This is a genomic window from Flavobacterium flabelliforme (assembly GCF_017948675.1).
GTDB lineage: Bacteria > Bacteroidota > Bacteroidia > Flavobacteriales > Flavobacteriaceae > Flavobacterium > Flavobacterium pygoscelis.
Window position 1 is genome coordinate 25,627 of record NZ_JAGFBU010000003.1, and the last position, 17,665, is coordinate 43,291.

General features: G+C 33.1%; 12 protein-coding genes and 1 other RNA gene (2 of these 13 running past the window's edge). 5 read left to right on the forward strand and 8 right to left on the reverse strand.

Features of this window, described 5'->3' with window-relative positions:
* Positions 1-13 carry the 5' portion of a DUF7507 domain-containing protein gene (locus J3S90_RS08880; protein WP_210645893.1) on the reverse strand. It extends 3,017 nt beyond the left edge of the window, so only the first 13 of its 3,030 coding nucleotides appear in the window; the start codon lies at positions 11-13; its stop codon lies off the left edge, out of view.
* Positions 1-4,302, reverse strand: the 5' portion of a protein-coding gene (locus J3S90_RS08885) for a vWA domain-containing protein (RefSeq protein ID WP_210645894.1). Its footprint begins 72 nt before the window's first position; the window shows 4,302 of its 4,374 coding nt (coding positions 1-4,302); the start codon lies at positions 4,300-4,302; the stop codon falls past the left edge of the window. Before J3S90_RS08885 ends, J3S90_RS08880 begins: the two co-directional genes overlap by 85 nt.
* Positions 4,303-5,575: 1,273 nt before the next feature.
* Here J3S90_RS08885 and J3S90_RS08890 point away from each other — a divergent pair.
* The 3 genes from J3S90_RS08890 to J3S90_RS08900 are packed head-to-tail and all read left to right on the forward strand — an operon-like array spanning position 5,576 to position 9,095.
* Positions 5,576-6,061: a SixA phosphatase family protein gene (locus J3S90_RS08890; protein WP_188050856.1), complete on the forward strand. Its 486-nt coding sequence runs from the start codon at positions 5,576-5,578 to the stop codon at positions 6,059-6,061.
* Entirely contained in the window at positions 6,058-8,145 is a 2,088-nt protein-coding gene (gene ppk1, locus J3S90_RS08895) for a polyphosphate kinase 1 (RefSeq protein ID WP_223151098.1), read from the forward strand. The genes J3S90_RS08890 and ppk1 overlap by 4 nt, the downstream gene beginning before the upstream one ends.
* A gap of 59 nt (positions 8,146-8,204) precedes the next feature.
* A complete protein-coding gene (locus J3S90_RS08900) occupies positions 8,205-9,095 on the forward strand; it encodes a Ppx/GppA phosphatase family protein (RefSeq protein WP_188050855.1) in 891 nt (296 codons plus the stop codon).
* A gap of 7 nt (positions 9,096-9,102) precedes the next feature.
* On the opposite strand, the gene J3S90_RS15935 is transcribed toward J3S90_RS08900, so the two are convergent.
* The 3 genes from J3S90_RS15935 to J3S90_RS08915 all read right to left on the reverse strand — a co-directional run bounded on the left by J3S90_RS15935 (position 9,103) and on the right by J3S90_RS08915 (position 11,368).
* A complete protein-coding gene (locus tag J3S90_RS15935) occupies positions 9,103-9,660 on the reverse strand; it encodes a DNA polymerase III subunit gamma/tau (RefSeq protein WP_236023918.1) in 558 nt (185 codons plus the stop codon).
* A 92-nt stretch (positions 9,661-9,752) separates the two neighbouring features.
* The gene (gene dnaX / locus J3S90_RS08910) at positions 9,753-10,838 is read right to left on the reverse strand and encodes a DNA polymerase III subunit gamma/tau (RefSeq protein ID WP_188050854.1); all 1,086 of its coding nucleotides are present in this window, start codon (positions 10,836-10,838) and stop codon (positions 9,753-9,755) included.
* A gap of 230 nt (positions 10,839-11,068) precedes the next feature.
* Entirely contained in the window at positions 11,069-11,368 is a 300-nt protein-coding gene (locus J3S90_RS08915) for a hypothetical protein (RefSeq protein WP_210645895.1), read from the reverse strand.
* A gap of 121 nt (positions 11,369-11,489) precedes the next feature.
* On the opposite strand from J3S90_RS08915, the gene rnpB reads away from it, so the two are divergent.
* Positions 11,490-11,802: RNase P RNA component class A (gene rnpB, locus J3S90_RS08920), an RNA gene on the forward strand.
* Positions 11,803-11,948: 146 nt separating this feature from the next.
* On the opposite strand, the gene J3S90_RS08925 is transcribed toward rnpB, so the two are convergent.
* The 3 genes from J3S90_RS08925 to J3S90_RS08935 all read right to left on the reverse strand — a co-directional run bounded on the left by J3S90_RS08925 (position 11,949) and on the right by J3S90_RS08935 (position 16,147).
* The gene (locus J3S90_RS08925; RefSeq protein ID WP_210645896.1) at positions 11,949-13,733 is read right to left on the reverse strand and encodes a chloride channel protein; all 1,785 of its coding nucleotides are present in this window, start codon (positions 13,731-13,733) and stop codon (positions 11,949-11,951) included.
* A 147-nt stretch (positions 13,734-13,880) separates the two neighbouring features.
* The gene (gene ggt, locus J3S90_RS08930; protein WP_210645897.1) at positions 13,881-15,566 is read right to left on the reverse strand and encodes a gamma-glutamyltransferase; all 1,686 of its coding nucleotides are present in this window, start codon (positions 15,564-15,566) and stop codon (positions 13,881-13,883) included.
* Positions 15,563-16,147, reverse strand: coding sequence for an acyl carrier protein phosphodiesterase (locus tag J3S90_RS08935; protein ID WP_210645898.1), 585 nt, complete (start codon positions 16,145-16,147; stop codon positions 15,563-15,565). Before J3S90_RS08935 ends, ggt begins: the two co-directional genes overlap by 4 nt.
* 116 nt (positions 16,148-16,263) lie before the next feature.
* Between J3S90_RS08935 and glmM the strand changes: the two genes are divergently transcribed.
* Positions 16,264-17,652 (forward strand): phosphoglucosamine mutase, encoded by a 1,389-nt coding sequence (glmM, locus tag J3S90_RS08940; RefSeq protein WP_210645899.1) that lies wholly within the window; start codon positions 16,264-16,266, stop codon positions 17,650-17,652.
* Positions 17,653-17,665: the final 13 nt, after the last annotated feature.

A 17,665-nucleotide genomic window follows, 5' to 3' on the forward strand; every position in this document is an offset into this window, starting at 1 on the left:
GCCGTTTGACCATAAATAGCTGGTTCCACCGCTAGCTGTTAAAATCGTACTTGGAGTCGTACAATTCAAATCCAATCCATTATCAGATGCAATAGCGGCAATAGGAAGAGTGTTATCAAGCGTAGTATTAACCGAAGCAGTAGCCGAACATCCATTGGCATTTTTTACCGTTACCGAAAATGTTCCCGTAGTTGCAACTCTAATAGCAGGAGTTGTTGCTCCGTTTGACCATAAATAGCTGGTTCCACCGCTAGCTGTTAAAATCGTACTTGGAGTCGTACAATTCAAATCCAATCCATTATCAGATGCAATAGCGGCAATAGGAAGAGTGTTATCAAGCGTAGTATTTACCGAAGCAGTTGCCGAACAACCATTGGCATTTTTTACCGTTACCGAAAATGTTCCGGCAGTTGCAACTGTAATAGCAGGAGTTGTTGCTCCGTTCGACCATAAATAGCTGGTTCCACCGCTAGCTGTTAAAGTCGTATTTGGAGTGGTACAATTCAAAGCCAATCCGTTACCGGACGCAATAGCGGCAATAGGAAGAGTGTTATCAAGCGTAGTATTTACTGAAGCAGTCGCTGAACATCCATTGGCATTTTTTACCGTTACCGAAAATGTTCCCGCAATTGCAACAGTGATAGCAGCAGTTGTTGCTCCGTTCGACCATAAATAGCTGCTTCCACCGCTTGCTGTTAAAGTCGTATTTGGAGTGTTACAACTCAAAGCCAATCCGTTATCCGATGCAATAGCGGCAATAGGAAGAGTATTATCAAGCGTAGTATTAACAGAAGCAGTCGCCGAACAACCATTACTATTTTTTACCGTTACCGAAAATGTTCCGGCAGTTGCAACAGTAATAGCAGGAGTTGTTGCTCCATTTGACCATAAATAGCTGGTTCCACCGCTTGCTGTTAAAGTCGTATTTGGAGTGTTACAACTCAAAGCCAATCCATTATCCGATGCAATAGTGGCAATAGGAAGAGTATTATCAAGCGTAGTATTTACCGAAGCAGTCGATGAACAACCATTAGCATTTTTTACCGTTACCGAAAATGTTCCCGCAGTTGTAACAATAATGGAAGCAGTTGTTGCTCCGTTTGACCATAAATAGCTGGTTCCACCACTTGCTGTTAAAGTCGTATTTGGAGTGGTACAACTCAAAGCCAATCCGTTATCTGATGCTATAGCGGCAATAGGAAGAGTATTATCAAGCGTAGTATTTACCGAAGCAGTCGATGAACACCCATTGGCATTTTTTATCGTTACCGAGAATGTTCCCGCAGTCGCAACAGTAACAGCAGCAGTTGTTGCTCCGTTCGACCATAAATAGCTGGTTCCACCGCTTGCTGTTAAAGTCGTATTTGGAATCGTGCAACTCAAAGCCAATCCGTTATCTGATGATATAGCGGCAATAGGAAGAGTGTTATCAAGCGTAGTATTTACCGAAGCAGTAGCTGAACACCCATTAGCATTTTTTACCGTTACCGAAAATGTTCCTGCAGTTGTAACAGTAATAGCAGGAGTTGTTGCTCCGTTTGACCATAAATAGCTGGTTCCACCGCTTGCTGTTAAAGTCGTATTTGGAGTCGTGCAACTCAAAGCCAGTCCGTTATCCGATGCAATAGCCGCAATAGGAAGAGTGTTATCAAGCGTAATATTAACCGAAGCAGTCGCCGAACAACCATTGGCATTTTTTACCGTTACCGAGAATGTTCCAGCAGTTGAAACCGTGATAGATGCAGTTGTTGCTCCGTTTGACCATAAATAGCTGGTTCCACCGCTAGCTGTTAAAGTCGTATTTGGAGTGGTACAATTCAAAGCCAATCCGTTATCGGACGCAATAGCGGCAATTGGAAGCGTGTTGTCAAGCGTAGTATTTATCGAAGCAGTCGCCGAACATCCATTGGCATTTTTTACCGTTACCGAAAATGTTCCCGCATTTGCAACCGTAATAGATGCAGTTGTTGCTCCGTTCGACCATAAATAGCTGGTTCCACCGCTTGCTGTTAAAGTCGTATTTGGAGTCGTGCAACTCAAAGCCAGTCCGTTATCCGATGCAATAGCTGCAATAGGAAGAGTATTATCAAGCGTTGTATTAACCGAAGCAGTCGATGAACAACCATTGGCATTTTTTACCGTTACCGAGAATGTTCCCGCAGTTGCAACAGAGATAGCAGGAGTTGTTGCTCCGTTCGACCATAAATAGCTGGTTCCACCGCTAGCTGTTAAAGTCGTATTTGGAATGGTACAGCTCAAAGCCAATCCATTATCCGATGCAATAGCGGCAATAGGTAATGCATTTACAGAAACTACTATTGGCACTTTTGATCCTATACAGGAAGTTGTTTTTCCTTCAGCTACATAATAAGTATATTGTCCTATAGCAGTAGTTAAGGGTGTTATACTAGTTTTTGGAGTTCCAGTAAGAGAATCAAAATAATATAGAGTATAAGTTGGTGAAGTATGGCCAGCTGAAAAAGTAGCTGTCAATGGTACTGCAGGACTGTTTATGCAGTATTCAACATTGGTAACTTTAGGAGTGGAGTTAACTACATAACCAAACCATACTTTTTTATTAGGATCAATTGGAATTGGAGTAACTATTATACTACCTAAATTACAATACAAATTATATAAGATACTGTTAGAAAGATAATTTATATCTGGTACAACAGTATAATTTTGATTAACCTCTAAAGCTGTGCTTCCATTAATTTCGAAATATTTACTATTTCCCGGTATTAACTTTACGGCATTTTCTTTAGTAACAACAGTTCCAACACTATTTATAGGCTGTCCTGCATCGTTTACGGTATAATAAATAATTTCTATAGATCCTTTTCCACCGCTGACTTTAGGTACTGTAAAATTGGTTGGTGTTTCTTGATGTGCATTCGTATTACCGTTTACATCTGTATAATCAATAAATGTTTTTTCATTTGCATCATAAAGAATAGTTGGATCGGTATTCGGTGCCATTGTAACAAAATAAAACATATTGTCTCCCAATTCAGAAACAGTACCTATATTCCATGTGATTTTCCATTTTACGATGTTGCTATTTCCACTTGCTGGATTGTCAGGATCATTTAAAACAAAACCATTATTACTAAAATTTACACTCCCTTTAGATACCACAACATTTCCAGTAGTGATGGGCAAAACAGTATAGGTTGGTGTAACATTTGCAGATAAAAGTATAAACGTACTCATTGGGTCTGTTAAAACAGCATTAGTCGCAGCGTACGAAATATTTGATCTTATTTGAGAATAAATATTAGATATATTACTAGAATTTGCTGGAAAATAGCCTTTGTTTTGAGAACCCGTTAAGGTACTTTCTGCAGCTCCGTTTGCTGGGACTTCAAAACCAATGGTATAAATATCTGCACCATCGCTAATAATCTTTTTAGCTTCATATATGGTTGGTATACCATGATTACCTGCATTGAAGGTTTTATTTCCACAAGTTGTAGTAAATAAGGTGAAATTAAAATTGTTTCCATCACCAACAACATTGGTATAAATACTTGATGCAACTTTTAAATAAATATTTTCATAATCACTTCTTGAAATATTAAAATTAGTTATACTGCCACATCCTACAGTAAAAGCAGGTGGTGCTATATTAGAATTATAACTATAAGTAGGGTCACCATCTGACAATAATATCACAACTTTTTTATCAGCAGTGCTTGATTCTACCAAAAGTCTGGCCGCATAAAAACCTCCTTGAATATTTGTACCACCATTGGCAACAATTGCGTCAATGGCTGTGTTTAATGAAGAAGTGTTATTGGTAAATACTTGATCGATTTGTGGGTTTCCTGTTGTACCTCCAGAAGCAGGATTTAATGTTACAATTGCTATTCTTATATCGGTAGAACCATTTAGTAATTGATTAACAAATGTTTTTGCTGCCTCTTTAGCACTAGTTATTTTGGTACCGTTCATACTCCCAGAATCATCAATAACTAAAATTACATCGGTAGATTTAGGAATGTTTTTTCCTTCAACCATAAGATTAATTTTCCATTTTCCGCTTTCTACCGCTTCAGCAGTTTTTTCAATATGTACAGCACCTGGATTTGGCCATTCTAGAGAATTAGGAGATGCAAGTGATCTCAAGGCGAATGTGTCTGATTTGAGTTTTTTACTACCAATAGCTACAGGTAAAGTAAAAGGGGCTACTTGACCAATTAGTACTGGTCCACCAAGTTTGTCTGGATCTTGCTGAGCATATAAAGTACTAACAAATAAAAAAAATGTCAGTACAAAAACAGTAATTTTAGTTTTCATAGAGTTAATTTTTAAACTTTTAATAGGTAATTTTTTTAGGATTGTTTGTACGCTATTTTCTTTCACAAAAGTGTACAAGCATCTGAAACCAATACAAAAGAAATTTTAAAGATTTCTTAAATACAGTGTATTAGCAATCGGTTTTACTACTTGAGAAGTAATAAAACTGTCAATAAGTTGAGAAACAAAACTGTAATTTTGAACGAGGTCATTTATTTAAAAGACTGAAATTGGAATTGAATTATCTAAAGAGTAAATCATTTAACTAATTTCCTTCATTAGGTTTAGAAAAATATTTTTTTTAAATAATTCGAAATCAATTTAATCTTATTGGCTAGGTTGTGTTAGGATAATTTTTAATAAAGGAATTATTTAAATTATGCCTATTTCTTATTTTCCTAATCATAATCTTATTACTTAGTGATTGGATAGTAAAGAATATTTGAGAAAGATCATGATTAAAAACTTTTAATGTTCTATTTGTAAGAGACATTAAATGCTGAGGTTTGAAAACTAAATACTGAAACTTTCGTTTGTTTTTATTGGAGTCTTTTTGTGGTTTTAAATACCTAGAGCTTCTAATTAATTCCATGTTCTCTATAGGAAAATAGCTTGAAAACCATTTTTCAAAGAAAATAAATAACATGAAGTAAGTAGGAATATTATTTTTTAATTGAGTAAAAGATATATTCATAATTTTATAATTTAAGGTTTTGTACTTTTTTTTAAAATAAATTGGTTTTTTAAGAAATAGTAACTAATGATTTTTATGCAAAAACATATTAAAAAGTCATTTGTAAAAATTCAATTTTGATTGCATCTTAATGACAATAAAAAAAGTAATAGTTGGTGTTGTTAATGAATTGTTGGTGGAAAACAAGTCAAATTATTTATACAACAATAATATTTAATTAGAGTCTAATCATCTGTTTAGTAGCTAATTAATTATAAATTTATTAAAATAGATGAGTTGTTGATTTTAAAATCTACAAACAACTCAAATACTCGTTAAAAGGTTCTTTTTTTTAAGTTTTTTTATAATTTAGAAAAAAAACAGAGATTTTTAGTTTATAAATTAAGATTTATTTATATGTTTTTAACATAATGTTCTTGAATATAATATTTTATAGTCGACTTTGTCTGATTTCTTGTTATCTTTAAAATATGCATTTATAAAATTAAAAGTTAAAAGAAAATCAGTTTGTATTTATGTTTTGTAAATTGTATCTGAATATTTTAATTTTCTATTAATTGGAAATAAAATTTTATCTATATGAAAAACTTAATATTAGTTAGACATGCAAAATCAAGTTGGGAAGTTCCGATGCATGATAAAGATCGAGGTTTGACTTCTCAAGGTATAAAAGACGCTCACTTAGTTTCAAATTATATTAAGGATTTCATTCCTAAAACATATATTATTTGGAGTAGCTCAGCAAAAAGAGCTACTAATACAGCAATGATTTTTGCTCAAAATATAGCCTATCCTGTAGAAAGTATCATTTACAAAGACGACCTTTATACTTTTGATGATAATAAACTCGAGGAACTTATAAAATCATGTACAAATAGTTGCGAAAATGTTATTCTTTTTGGTCATAACGGGGCAATTACAGATTTTGTTAATAAATTTGGGGATGAATTTATAGAAAATGTTCCTACATCGGGTTTTGTATATTTGAAATTTGAAACAGATAATTGGAAAAAAATCAAAAAAGGTAAAACAAAAAAAATAATATTTCCCAAAAATCTAAGATGAATAAAGTGTTAGAATATAAATACATTGATAGAGAAAAAAGTTGGTTAGCATTTAATGCCAGAGTACTTCAAGAAGCTGGTGATACAACGGTTCCATTATTAGAAAGATTACGTTTTTTAGGAATTTTTTCTAATAATTTAGATGAGTTTTTTAGAGTTCGTTTTGCAGCAATTAGACGTTTAAGCCTTTCGGGAATTTCAGGAGAAAAGTATTTAAGAGGAATCTCGGCTCAACAATTAGTAAAAGATATTACCGAAATTGTTATTCAGCAGCAATCAGAAAGTTTACGAATTTTGAACATTATAGAAAGCGAACTAGAAACAAAAAATATATTTATTATAACAGAAGCTGACATTACTATTGAACAAGAAATTTTTCTTAAAGATTTTTTTATTCAAAAAGTAAGTCCTGAATTAGTAACGATTATTTTAAATGATTTAGCAGAATTTCCTGTTTTAAAGGATACTTCTGGCTATTTAGCTGTAAAATTGGTAATGAATCAAGATGCAGAGGTGCGTTATGCAGTCATCGAAATTCCTAAAGCAATTAATCGTTTTGTTGTTTTACCTTCTAATAATGAAAAACAATATATCATACTTTTAGACGATGTTATTAGACACAATCTAGAAAATATATTCAATATTTTTGATTATCAAAGTGTTTCGGCGCACATGATAAAAATTACTAGAGATGCTCAATTGGATATCGACAGTGATTTAAGTAAAAGTATGATCGAAAAAATATCACTAAGTGTAAAAGACAGACGAATAGGGGAGCCGGTACGTTTTATTTATGATCAATTAATCGAAGAAGATACATTACAATTTTTTCTAGAAAAGATGAAAATCGTTTCTACAGATAGTATCATACCTGGCGGAAGATATCACAATAGAAGAGATTACATGAGTTTTCCTAACCTAGGTCGATATGATTTGCTATATGAGACAAATGTTCCATTACCTATTCCAGGATTAAGTCTAGAGGGTAGCATATTAGAAAAAATTAGTGAAAAAGATTATTTGCTAAATGCACCTTATCAATCTTTTTCTTATTTAACTAAGTTTTTGCGAGAAGCAGCTTTAGATCCTAAAGTGATTTCAATTAAAATCACATTGTATCGATTGGCCAAAAATTCTCAGATTATTAGTTCTCTTATAAATGCTGCCAAAAACGGAAAAAAAGTAACGGTTCAAATAGAATTGCAAGCCAGTTTTGATGAAGCATCAAATATTTCGTATGCTGAACAAATGCAGTTGGAAGGAATTGAATTGATTTTTGGTATAAAAGGACTAAAAGTGCACAGTAAAATATGTGTAATAGAGAGAACTGAAAACGATAAAGTAAAAAGATATGGATTTGTATCGACAGGAAATTTTAATGAATCTACTGCTAAAATTTATACTGATGTTACTCTTTTTACCAGTCACCAACAAATTCTTAAAGATATTGTAAAGATATTTGATTTTTTTGATGTCAATTATAGAGTGCACCGTTACAAGCATCTAATTGTCTCACCACATTACACCAGAACGCGATTTATAAAATTAATTGATAGAGAAATTACACATGCCTTGGCGGGAAGAAAAACTCAAATTAAATTAAAAATGAATAGCTTGTCTGATTATGAAATGATTGATAAGTTATATGAAGCTAGTAAAGCTGGAGTTAAAATTCGTTTGCAAATTAGGGGAATTTGCTCTTTAATTCCAGGGATTCCCGGTATGAGTGAAAATATTGAAGCGATAAGTATTGTAGATCATTATTTAGAACATTCGAGAGTTTATATTTTTGGTAACGCGGGACAAACTGAAGTTTATATTTCATCTGCTGATTTTATGACACGAAACATAGATGGACGTGTCGAAGTAACTTGTCCTATTTATGATCAAGGTATAAAAAATGAACTTATAGACAATTTTGATATTGGATGGAAAGGAAATGTAAAAGTACGTATGCATTCTCATAAGTTAGATAATAAATATAAAGCTCGAAATCATAATCCTATTTTTAGAGCTCAATTTGAGACTTATAGGTATTATGCCAATAAACTTAATGCTGCTACGCAAAAAGAACAAATTCTATAACTATCTGCTAAATTGTGATGATGTATTATGGTACTAAGAAATAAACCAATTGAAAGAACATGATTAAAATAAAGAAATATGCTGCCATAGATATTGGTTCTAATGCCATGCGTTTACTAATCGTAAATATTGTGGAGCAAGAAGGTAAAGAGCCTCAATTTAACAAGAGCTCCTTAGTTCGTGTTCCTATTAGATTGGGGCAGGAAGCTTTTACCGTAGGAGAAATTTCAGAAGAGAATATCGAGAGAATGTGTGATGCGATGAAGGCTTTTAATCTTTTGATGAAAGTTCATAAAGTAGAACGATATATGGCTTTTGCAACCTCAGCAATGCGTGAAGCTTATAATGGAAAAGAAGTTGTAGCCATCATTAAGAAAAAAGCAGATATAAAAATAGAAATTATTGATGGTAAGAAAGAAGCCGCTATTATTGCATCAACAGATTTACATCACTTATTAAAGACGGATCAAACCTATCTTTTTGTAGATGTTGGTGGTGGTAGTACTGAGTTTACCGTATTTTCAAATGGTAAAATTATAAACTCAAGATCTTTTAAAGCAGGAACTGTTCGCTTATTAAATGACATGGTTTGCGATGTGGTTTGGGAAGAAATTGAAAAGTGGATTAAGGCTAATACACAAGATTATGAAGAAGTTACATTAATCGGTTCTGGAGGAAATATCAATAAGTTGTTCAAAATGTCGGGTAAATTACAAGCCAAACCGCTCTCCTATATTTATGTGAATTCTCAATATGCGTTTTTAAATTCACTTTCTTACGAACAAAGGATTTCTGAATTGGGATTGAATCCTGATCGTGCCGATGTAATTATTCCAGCCACAAGAATATACCTAAATGCGATGAAATGGAGTGGTGCAAGAAATATTTATGTGCCTAAAATTGGGCTTTCTGACGGAATTGTAAAAGCGATGTATTTCAACAAAATATAATTTTTTTCTAAGCATCTATATCTAATCCAAATGTTGTTCGTAAGAGTTCAATATTTGGATTTATTTCATGTAGTCTGTTGTAACGGTCTTGATCGTTAAAACTTCTTTTGTTTTCTACAGCTTCATTTACAGTTATTTCTATAGTAATGTCATGATTATGTAAATGCCCTTTTAAATGCCCTAAAAGACCATTTAATTCCTTTTCAAAATCTAATTTAGAACCTTCATTTGGTAACTCTAATGTTATTGCGGTTCCATTAAGTTTGGGATCGTTAATTAATAATAAAGATTCCATAATTTTGTATCCTTTGTCTCCTAAACGCTGGGCGTATTTATTCCATTGCAACAACATTTCTGTTTCGGTAAAAGGTTCGGTAGGCAAATGGGTTGCTTCTTTTACAATTCCTTTACTGCTTTCTTCCAATGCTTTTTTCGCACGAATACTAGCTAGTGAAAAGGCAGAAATTTTTGGTGCAGAAGATTCTGAATTACTATCTTCTAGGATTGGTTTTGAAATAGGAGTTGGTTTTGAAGCAGGCGCTACAGTATCAATTTCTATTTTCAATAAAGCAGATTCATTTACTGCTTTTTGTTTTTCAGGTATTGTATTTGTATCAACTATAGAATAATCATTTTTTCTATAGTAGGTAGGTGGAATTATAAATTGCTCAACTTTTTTTTTTCTCCATCAAAGGTGATAGAGGCAAGCTGCATTAAACATAATTCTACAAGAAGTCGCTGGTTTTGACTCAACTTATATTTTAAATCGCAATCATTGGCAATTTCAATTCCTTTTAATAAAAATGCTGGATTGCATTTTTGTGCTTGAACTCCATACATTTGTTGTGCTTGTTCTCCTACCTCTAATAACGATAGTGTAGAAGGTGTTTTAGAAACTAATAAATCTCTAAAATGAGAAGCTAATCCGGAAACAAAATGATGTGCATCAAAACCTTTTGCTAATATTTCATTGAAAGCCATCAATAATTCTGGAATTTTATTTTCCAAAATCAATTCGGTAATATTGATGTAGGTTTCGTAATCTAACACATTCAAGTTTTCTGTTACCGCTTGTCGTGTTAAATTTTTACCACAAAAAGAAACTACTCGATCAAAAATAGATAAAGCATCTCTCATTGCGCCATCAGCTTTTTGAGCAATTATGTGCAACGCATCATCTTCAAAAATAACACCTTGACTTGTTGCTACTTCTGCTAAATGTTCTTTGGCATCTTTTACGGTAATTCTTTTAAAATCAAATATTTGACAACGAGATAAAATCGTTGGAATAATTTTGTGTTTTTCAGTAGTTGCTAAAATAAAAATAGCGTGTTTTGGCGGCTCTTCTAATGTTTTCAAGAAAGCATTAAAAGCTGCTGAAGATAACATATGAACCTCATCAATGATGTACACCTTATATTGCCCCGTTTGTGGTGGAATGCGAACTTGATCTATTAAGCTTCGGATGTCATCAACAGAGTTGTTAGAAGCGGCATCTAGTTCAAATACATTGAAAGCAAAATCTTCGTTTGGATCATCGTAACCCGGTTGATTTATTTTTCGGGCTAAAATTCGTGCACAAGTTGTTTTACCAACGCCACGAGGTCCTGTGAATAGTAATGCAGAAGCAAGATGATTGCTTTCTATGGCATTTAGTAAAGTATTGGTAATTGCTTTTTGTCCAACAACATCTTTAAATGTTTGAGGACGATATTTACGTGCCGATACTACAAATTGTTCCATAGGATTTTTATTCGAAAGCAAATATAAGCTTTAATTTAAATATGGAAAAATTTAAATATTGAAAGATTTTATATTAGCTAAAGCGTCTTTGTAGTAGCTAAATTATAGCCCAGATAGAAGTGAAAATCCTTAATTGCTAGCCCTGGAGTTTTGGGATAGTAATTAAGATTGTAACGTATAGCTGGAAATAGCTCCATAAAAAGAGCAGATGAAATTTTGTTTGCAGATTTTTATTCGGCTCTACCTTTGATAGTTATGTTAATTAAAATACGTGCAGCATCATTTTCAGAATTGGCAGAAAAACCAGTTACAAAAACTCCTTTTTTACCCGATTTAGACTTAATGCCATAAACAGTAGCTTCATCATCTGGATTGCTATCTCCTTCATAACGGTATATGTGCTGAATTTCGCAGTGATCTGGATTTGTGGTTATTTCGCTATCGTCGATGTTAAAATCAAAATTAAATCCCATTTCGGAGAGTTCTTCTAATGCTTGAGAAACGGTGGTGTAGTGATACATATTAGACATAGTGATATTATTTAAACGTTCATTATAAAGATAACTGATTTATGGCTAAGTGGTTGCAAAATTCATGTTAAAGTAGATTGGTTTAAAATGTTATGAGAAGAGAAAAATAGTGTAAATTTGCGACACAGACCGCCTTATCGCCACGTTATATACGTGGAGGAAAGTCCGGACACCAAAGGGAAGCATAGCGGGTAACACCCGTCGGTTCGCCACGGCGAATTAGGACAAGTGCAACAGAAAGTATGTACAGGTAATGCTGTAGTGAAACCAGGTAAACTCTATGCGGTGAAATATCAAGTATATCAGCATTTAAGGGCTTCTCGTCCGTTGTTGAAGGGTAGATAGCTTGAGTCACATAGTAATATGTGATCTAGATAAATGATAAGGCTCCAATTTATTGGAGACAGAATCCGGCTTATAGGTCTGTTTTTTTTTATTTAAATGTATTTGTGTCTAGCTATAGAATTGCAAATTAAATTTAAACTTTAGCTAAATTATTTTGATTCAATAAAGATCTGTTTTTGTAATTGGTGGATTTTTTGCAATTGACAAAATTTTTTTTAAACTACAAAAAACAAAATTATTCTATTGTCATTGATTTTAGTTTTGTTCTATAGGCTTCTAATGCAACAGACTTTGATATAAAACCGTAATACTTATCATTTTTAAGTACGGGCAAAAATGCGACTTTAGATTTTTCAAATTTATTCATCACTGTTTCCATACTTTCATCAGGAGTAACAATTTCGCTAAGAGGTAGCATTATGTCTTTTATTTTTGTGTATTTGACTCTATAAGTGTTAAATATTATTTCTCTTATCGTATTAAAATGTACAATTCCAACCAAATCATTTTCAGTATTTACAACAGCAAATATAACTTGCGTAGAATGGGAGATTAAATCGACTAATTTTTCTAAATTTTCGTCTGCAGTAACGGTAAGAAAATCGGTCTGTATGATTGAATTAGTTTCGAGTGTAGAAAGTACATTAGAATCTTTATTACTAGTAAACGCATGTCCTTTTTGAGCCAATGTTTTTACATCAATCGAGTGTTTTTCAAAACGACGCGATATTGCAAAACTTATTGAGGAAACAATCATTAAAGGAATCATTAAACTATATCCTCCTGTAATTTCGGCAATTAAGAATATGGCAGTTAGCGGAGCATGAAATAAACCACTCAAAATACCCGCCATTCCAACAAGTGTAAAGTTACTAATGGGTAATTTTGCTAATCCTATTAGATTTATAAATTTAGAAAAGAAAAATCCAAGATAAGATCCTAGAAATAATGAAGGTGCAAAATTTCCACCATTTCCACCACTTCCTATAGTGATACCGCTGGCGAAAACCTTTAGCATCATTGTAAATCCTACAAATAGTAGAAGTGCCCAACTGTTGTTTTGAAAACTACTAAAGATGGTGTTTTCTAAAAATTTTCCAGAATCACTGTCTGCTAATGTTTTGATGCTTTCGTAACCTTCTCCAAAAAGTGTGGGAAACATAAAGATAAGAATCGCTAAAATAGAAGATCCAAATAAAGCCTTTTTGTAAGGTGAAAGTTTCATACTGGAAAAGAAATGCTCTACTCTCTGAAAATTACGAGAATAATAAACGGACATTAATCCGGTACAAATTCCTAAGAGTATATAAAAAATTATATTATGATAATCAAAGTCTTCTTGTTTTTTAAAGGAGAGTAATATGGTCTCATCTAGCGCAACAACAGATACTAACGCTCCAGTAGCTGCTGCAATCATAATGGGTGTAAATGCTGCAATACTTACATCTACTAGCAATACTTCTATAGCAAACAAAACCCCTGCAATTGGAGCGTTAAACGCTGCAGCAATACCAGCAGCAACTCCGCATCCTATTAACAAGGTTCTATCCTTATACGATAATTTATATTTTTGAGCATAGTTAGAACCAAATGCTGCACCCGTAATAACAATTGGACTTTCTAAACCTGCAGATCCTCCCAAGCCAACAGTTAAGGAGCTGGTTATAATTTGAGCATACATTTGTTTTTTTGGAATTATGCTGGCTTTTTTAGCAACTGCATACAAAATTTGTGAAGTTCCCTTTTGTATGGTTCCTCCCAAAACTCTTTTTACTACAAAAACCGTTAACATTATTCCAATAATAGGTAAAATACTATTGATAAATCCCAGTTTTGAAATGCTAGTCACATAGGTAGCAAATGAAAAGACCCAGTGTGCAAAAGTTTTTAATACGATTACGGCCAAAGCAGATGAAATACCGACTAATACAGCTGATAAAAATATAAATTGTTTAGGCGTTAATATGGATTGCGCAATGGCAATTATAATTTGTAATTTAGAAATATATTTTTTGAACATTATGATTTTTTAATGGGACTGCAAAATTAGTATTATTTTAAATTGTTCTTATATTTTTTAATACATGTTTATAAATCCTAGTTTTAAAAATAGTTCTAATGCATTTCAATTGTTGAGTTCAGTAATTTTCTATTTAAATAAAACGGTCTAAAAACCAACCGCTTTATTATCTCCTCTTCGGTCTGCACCACCTTCTAATTTTCCGTTTGGTAAAACTAAAACAGCATCAACTTGACCTATTATTTCTTTGTCTTTTTCATTAATGATATAAGACTTTTTCTTTAAATTTTCTAAAACTTCTTTAGAGAACGAGTTGGGTTCAAAAGTGATTTCATCAGGCAACCATTGGTGATGAAAACGAGGAGCATTGACTGCTTCCTGCATACTTAATCCAAATTCATATACATTCAAGATGGTTTGTAAAACAGAAGTGATAATAGTAGAACCTCCAGGAGTTCCAACGACCATATATAATTTACCATCTTTTTCTACAATAGTGGGTGTCATCGAACTTAACATTCTTTTCTCAGGAGCAATACTATTAGCCTCGCTTCCTGTTAATCCATACAAATTAGGAACTCCAGGTTTAGCACTAAAATCATCCATTTGATTGTTCAAGAAAAAACCTAATTCATCACAATACAATTTAGAACCATAATTATCATTTAATGTTGTGGTAGCAGAAATAGCGTTCCCTGCAGCATCAACTATAGAGTAATGTGTGGTTTGGTTACTCTCGTATCCTTTAATTTCACCTGCTGCGATATCTGATGATTTAGAAGCTGCGTCAAATGAAAAATCTTTCATTCTTTTTTCTAAATAGGAAGGGCTTAATAATTCTTTTATAGGCAGTTTTACAAAATCAGGATCACCCAAATAAAAATTTCTATCTGCATAAGCTCTTCGTTCAGCTTCTGTAATAACTTGTATTGTTTTTAAACTATTATGTCCCATTTGCGATAGGTTGTAAGGCTCTATCATTTTCATGATTTGATTCAGGCAAATTCCACCACTACTAGGAGGAGACATAGAGGTGATTTTTAATTTTTTATATTGAAAGGTAATTGGAGTACGCCATTTGGCCTGGTATTTTTGAAAATCTTCTAGAGTCGCATTTCCTCCTTTTTTCGCTAAAAATGCTACAAGTTTTTGTGCCGTTTCGCCACTATAAAATTCATCACGACCATTTTTAGCAATGCGTTGCAATGTTGCTGCTAATGCTGTGTATTTTATGGTGTCATTTTCTTTGTAAACTTTAGAGAATAAACTATTTCTTCCGTTTCTTTTGATAAAAGTTTCTCTATTATTATTTAAACTTTCTGCTTGATGTTTAGTGATAATTACTCCTCTTTCTGCTAGCGCAATTACAGGTTTTAATATTTCACTCATGGGTAAAGAGCCATATTTTTTATGTACTTCAAATATTCCTGCGATAGTTCCAGGAATTCCAGAGGCTAGAGCTGTTTGGGTACTTTTTCCTTCGATTACATTGCCATTTTTATCCAAAAACATATCTTTTGAGGCAGCCATTGGCGCTTTCTCTCTATAATCAATACTTCCTGTTTCACCATTCGCTTTTCTAAAAACCATAAAACCGCCACCACCAATATTTCCAGCCTGAGGATGCGCTACAGCCAATGCTAGTTCAGTAGCAACCATTGCATCAAATGCATTACCTCCTTTTTTCATGATAGCTACCCCAATTTCTGAAGCTTCTTCACGTGCTGAAACTACCATAGCTTTGGTAGTTACCAAGCCTGTTGGTGATACTGTTTTCTCATTGGATTTACAGCTTAAAAAAGCTAAGGCAATTAAGAGTATAAACTTATTCATAAGGTTTTTAATTTTTCGTTCGAAAATAATATTAATTCTTTAAAAAAACGAGTGAATTCATCTTCAAATTCGGAATAAAATTCAGTAAGATCTTGTGTTCCAAATCGCATGTTAGATTGATTTTTAGTGCGCCGATCCATTTGGGTCAAAATATGATTTATTCCTTCAACTGTTTGATAACTAACAAGCCAATTTTCTTGGAATAAAGTGGGCATTATTCGCAACACTCTTTCTGATAGTAGGTTTTTGTTTTCTTCTAAAGATTTATAAAAATGAGCTACAAAATCCTCTAATTTTTCATTAGAGTAATTCTTCCAATTTTTGGCTAAAAAATGATCGTACAATACATCAACAACTACCCCTGCATAATGATGGTAATTTTCGTGAAGTCGTTTGGTACTTTGCCTAAAAATTGGATGTGCATCTGTAAAAGTATCAATAGCACGGTGAAGGATAATCCCTTTCTGAATTTCTAAAGGATAAGTCTCAAATTGTTTTCCGCGTATTCCATCGGCCATAAAGTTGCCAATTTTCAGTAAATCGTTATCACCAGAAAGATATATATGGGCTAAAAAATTCATTCGCCTAAATTAGGGTTTTTTATCCTATTTTTTAAATTCTAAGTGACTTTTATACTTCTTCAATTCTTATATTTGTAAATATTTAAATTTTTTTAGAACAAACTAAACCGTATTAAATGACATTAATAAAATCAATATCAGGGATTCGTGGAACAATAGGAGGAACAGTAGGAGATAATCTAACTCCTGTTGATGCTGTTAAATTTGCATCTGCCTACGGAACCTGGCTTAAACAATATAGTGGAAAAGAAAAATTAACAGTTGTAGTAGGTCGTGATGCTCGTATTTCTGGGCCAATGATTCATAATCTAGTAGTAAATACGCTAATTGGTTTAGGAATTGATGTAATTGATTTAGGCCTTTCTACTACGCCAACCGTTGAGGTAGCTGTACCCATTGAAAATGCAGATGGTGGAATTATTCTTACCGCTTCTCATAATCCTAAACAATGGAATGCTTTAAAATTACTAAACGAAAAAGGGGAATTTTTGGATGGCGATCAAGGATTAAAAATTCTAGAAATTGCAGAAGCAGAAGCGTTTCATTTTTCAGAAGTGGATCATTTAGGAGAAATAATGATTAATGATGCTTATATGGACATACATATTGATGAAGTGTTGAACCTAGCACTAGTTGATGTTGATGCTGTAAAAGCAGCCAAATTTAAAGTGGTTGTTGATGGTGTAAATTCTTCGGGCGGAATTATAATTCCGAGATTACTTGAGTTAATGGGTGTAGAAGTAGTAGAACTTTATTGCGAACCTAACGGAAATTTTCCTCATAACCCAGAACCTTTAAAAGAACATTTGACTGATATTTCTGAACTTGTCGTTAAAGAAGGCGCTCATTTAGGAATTGTAGTAGATCCAGATGTGGATCGTTTAGCATTTATTTGTGAAGACGGAGAAATGTTTGGAGAAGAATATACTTTAGTTGCTTGTGCAGATTATGTGTTAAGTAAAACACCGGGGAATACAGTATCTAATATGTCCTCTTCACGTGCTTTGCGCGATGTTACTAATAAGCATAAAGGAAGCTACGAGGCGAGTGCTGTAGGTGAAGTGAATGTTGTAAAATTAATGAAAACCAATAATGCTGTAATTGGTGGTGAAGGAAACGGCGGAATTATATATCCTGAATTGCATTACGGAAGGGATAGCTTGGTGGGAGTTGCATTATTTTTAACCCATTTAGCCAACAAAAAAATGAGTGTTTCTGCTCTACGTGCTTCTTATCCTGAATATTACATGAGCAAAAATAAGATTGAATTAACACCACAAATTGATGTTGATGCTATTCTTGTTGCAATGACAGAAAAGTATAAAAATGAAGATATTACCACTATTGACGGTGTAAAAATTGATTTCGAAGAAAATTGGGTTCACTTGAGAAAATCAAATACAGAACCTATTATTCGAATCTATACTGAAGCATCTACTCAAGAAAAAGCTGATGGTTTAGCTTTTCGTATTATTGATGAAATAAAAGCGATTGCGGGTATTTAACTCACTTTAATCT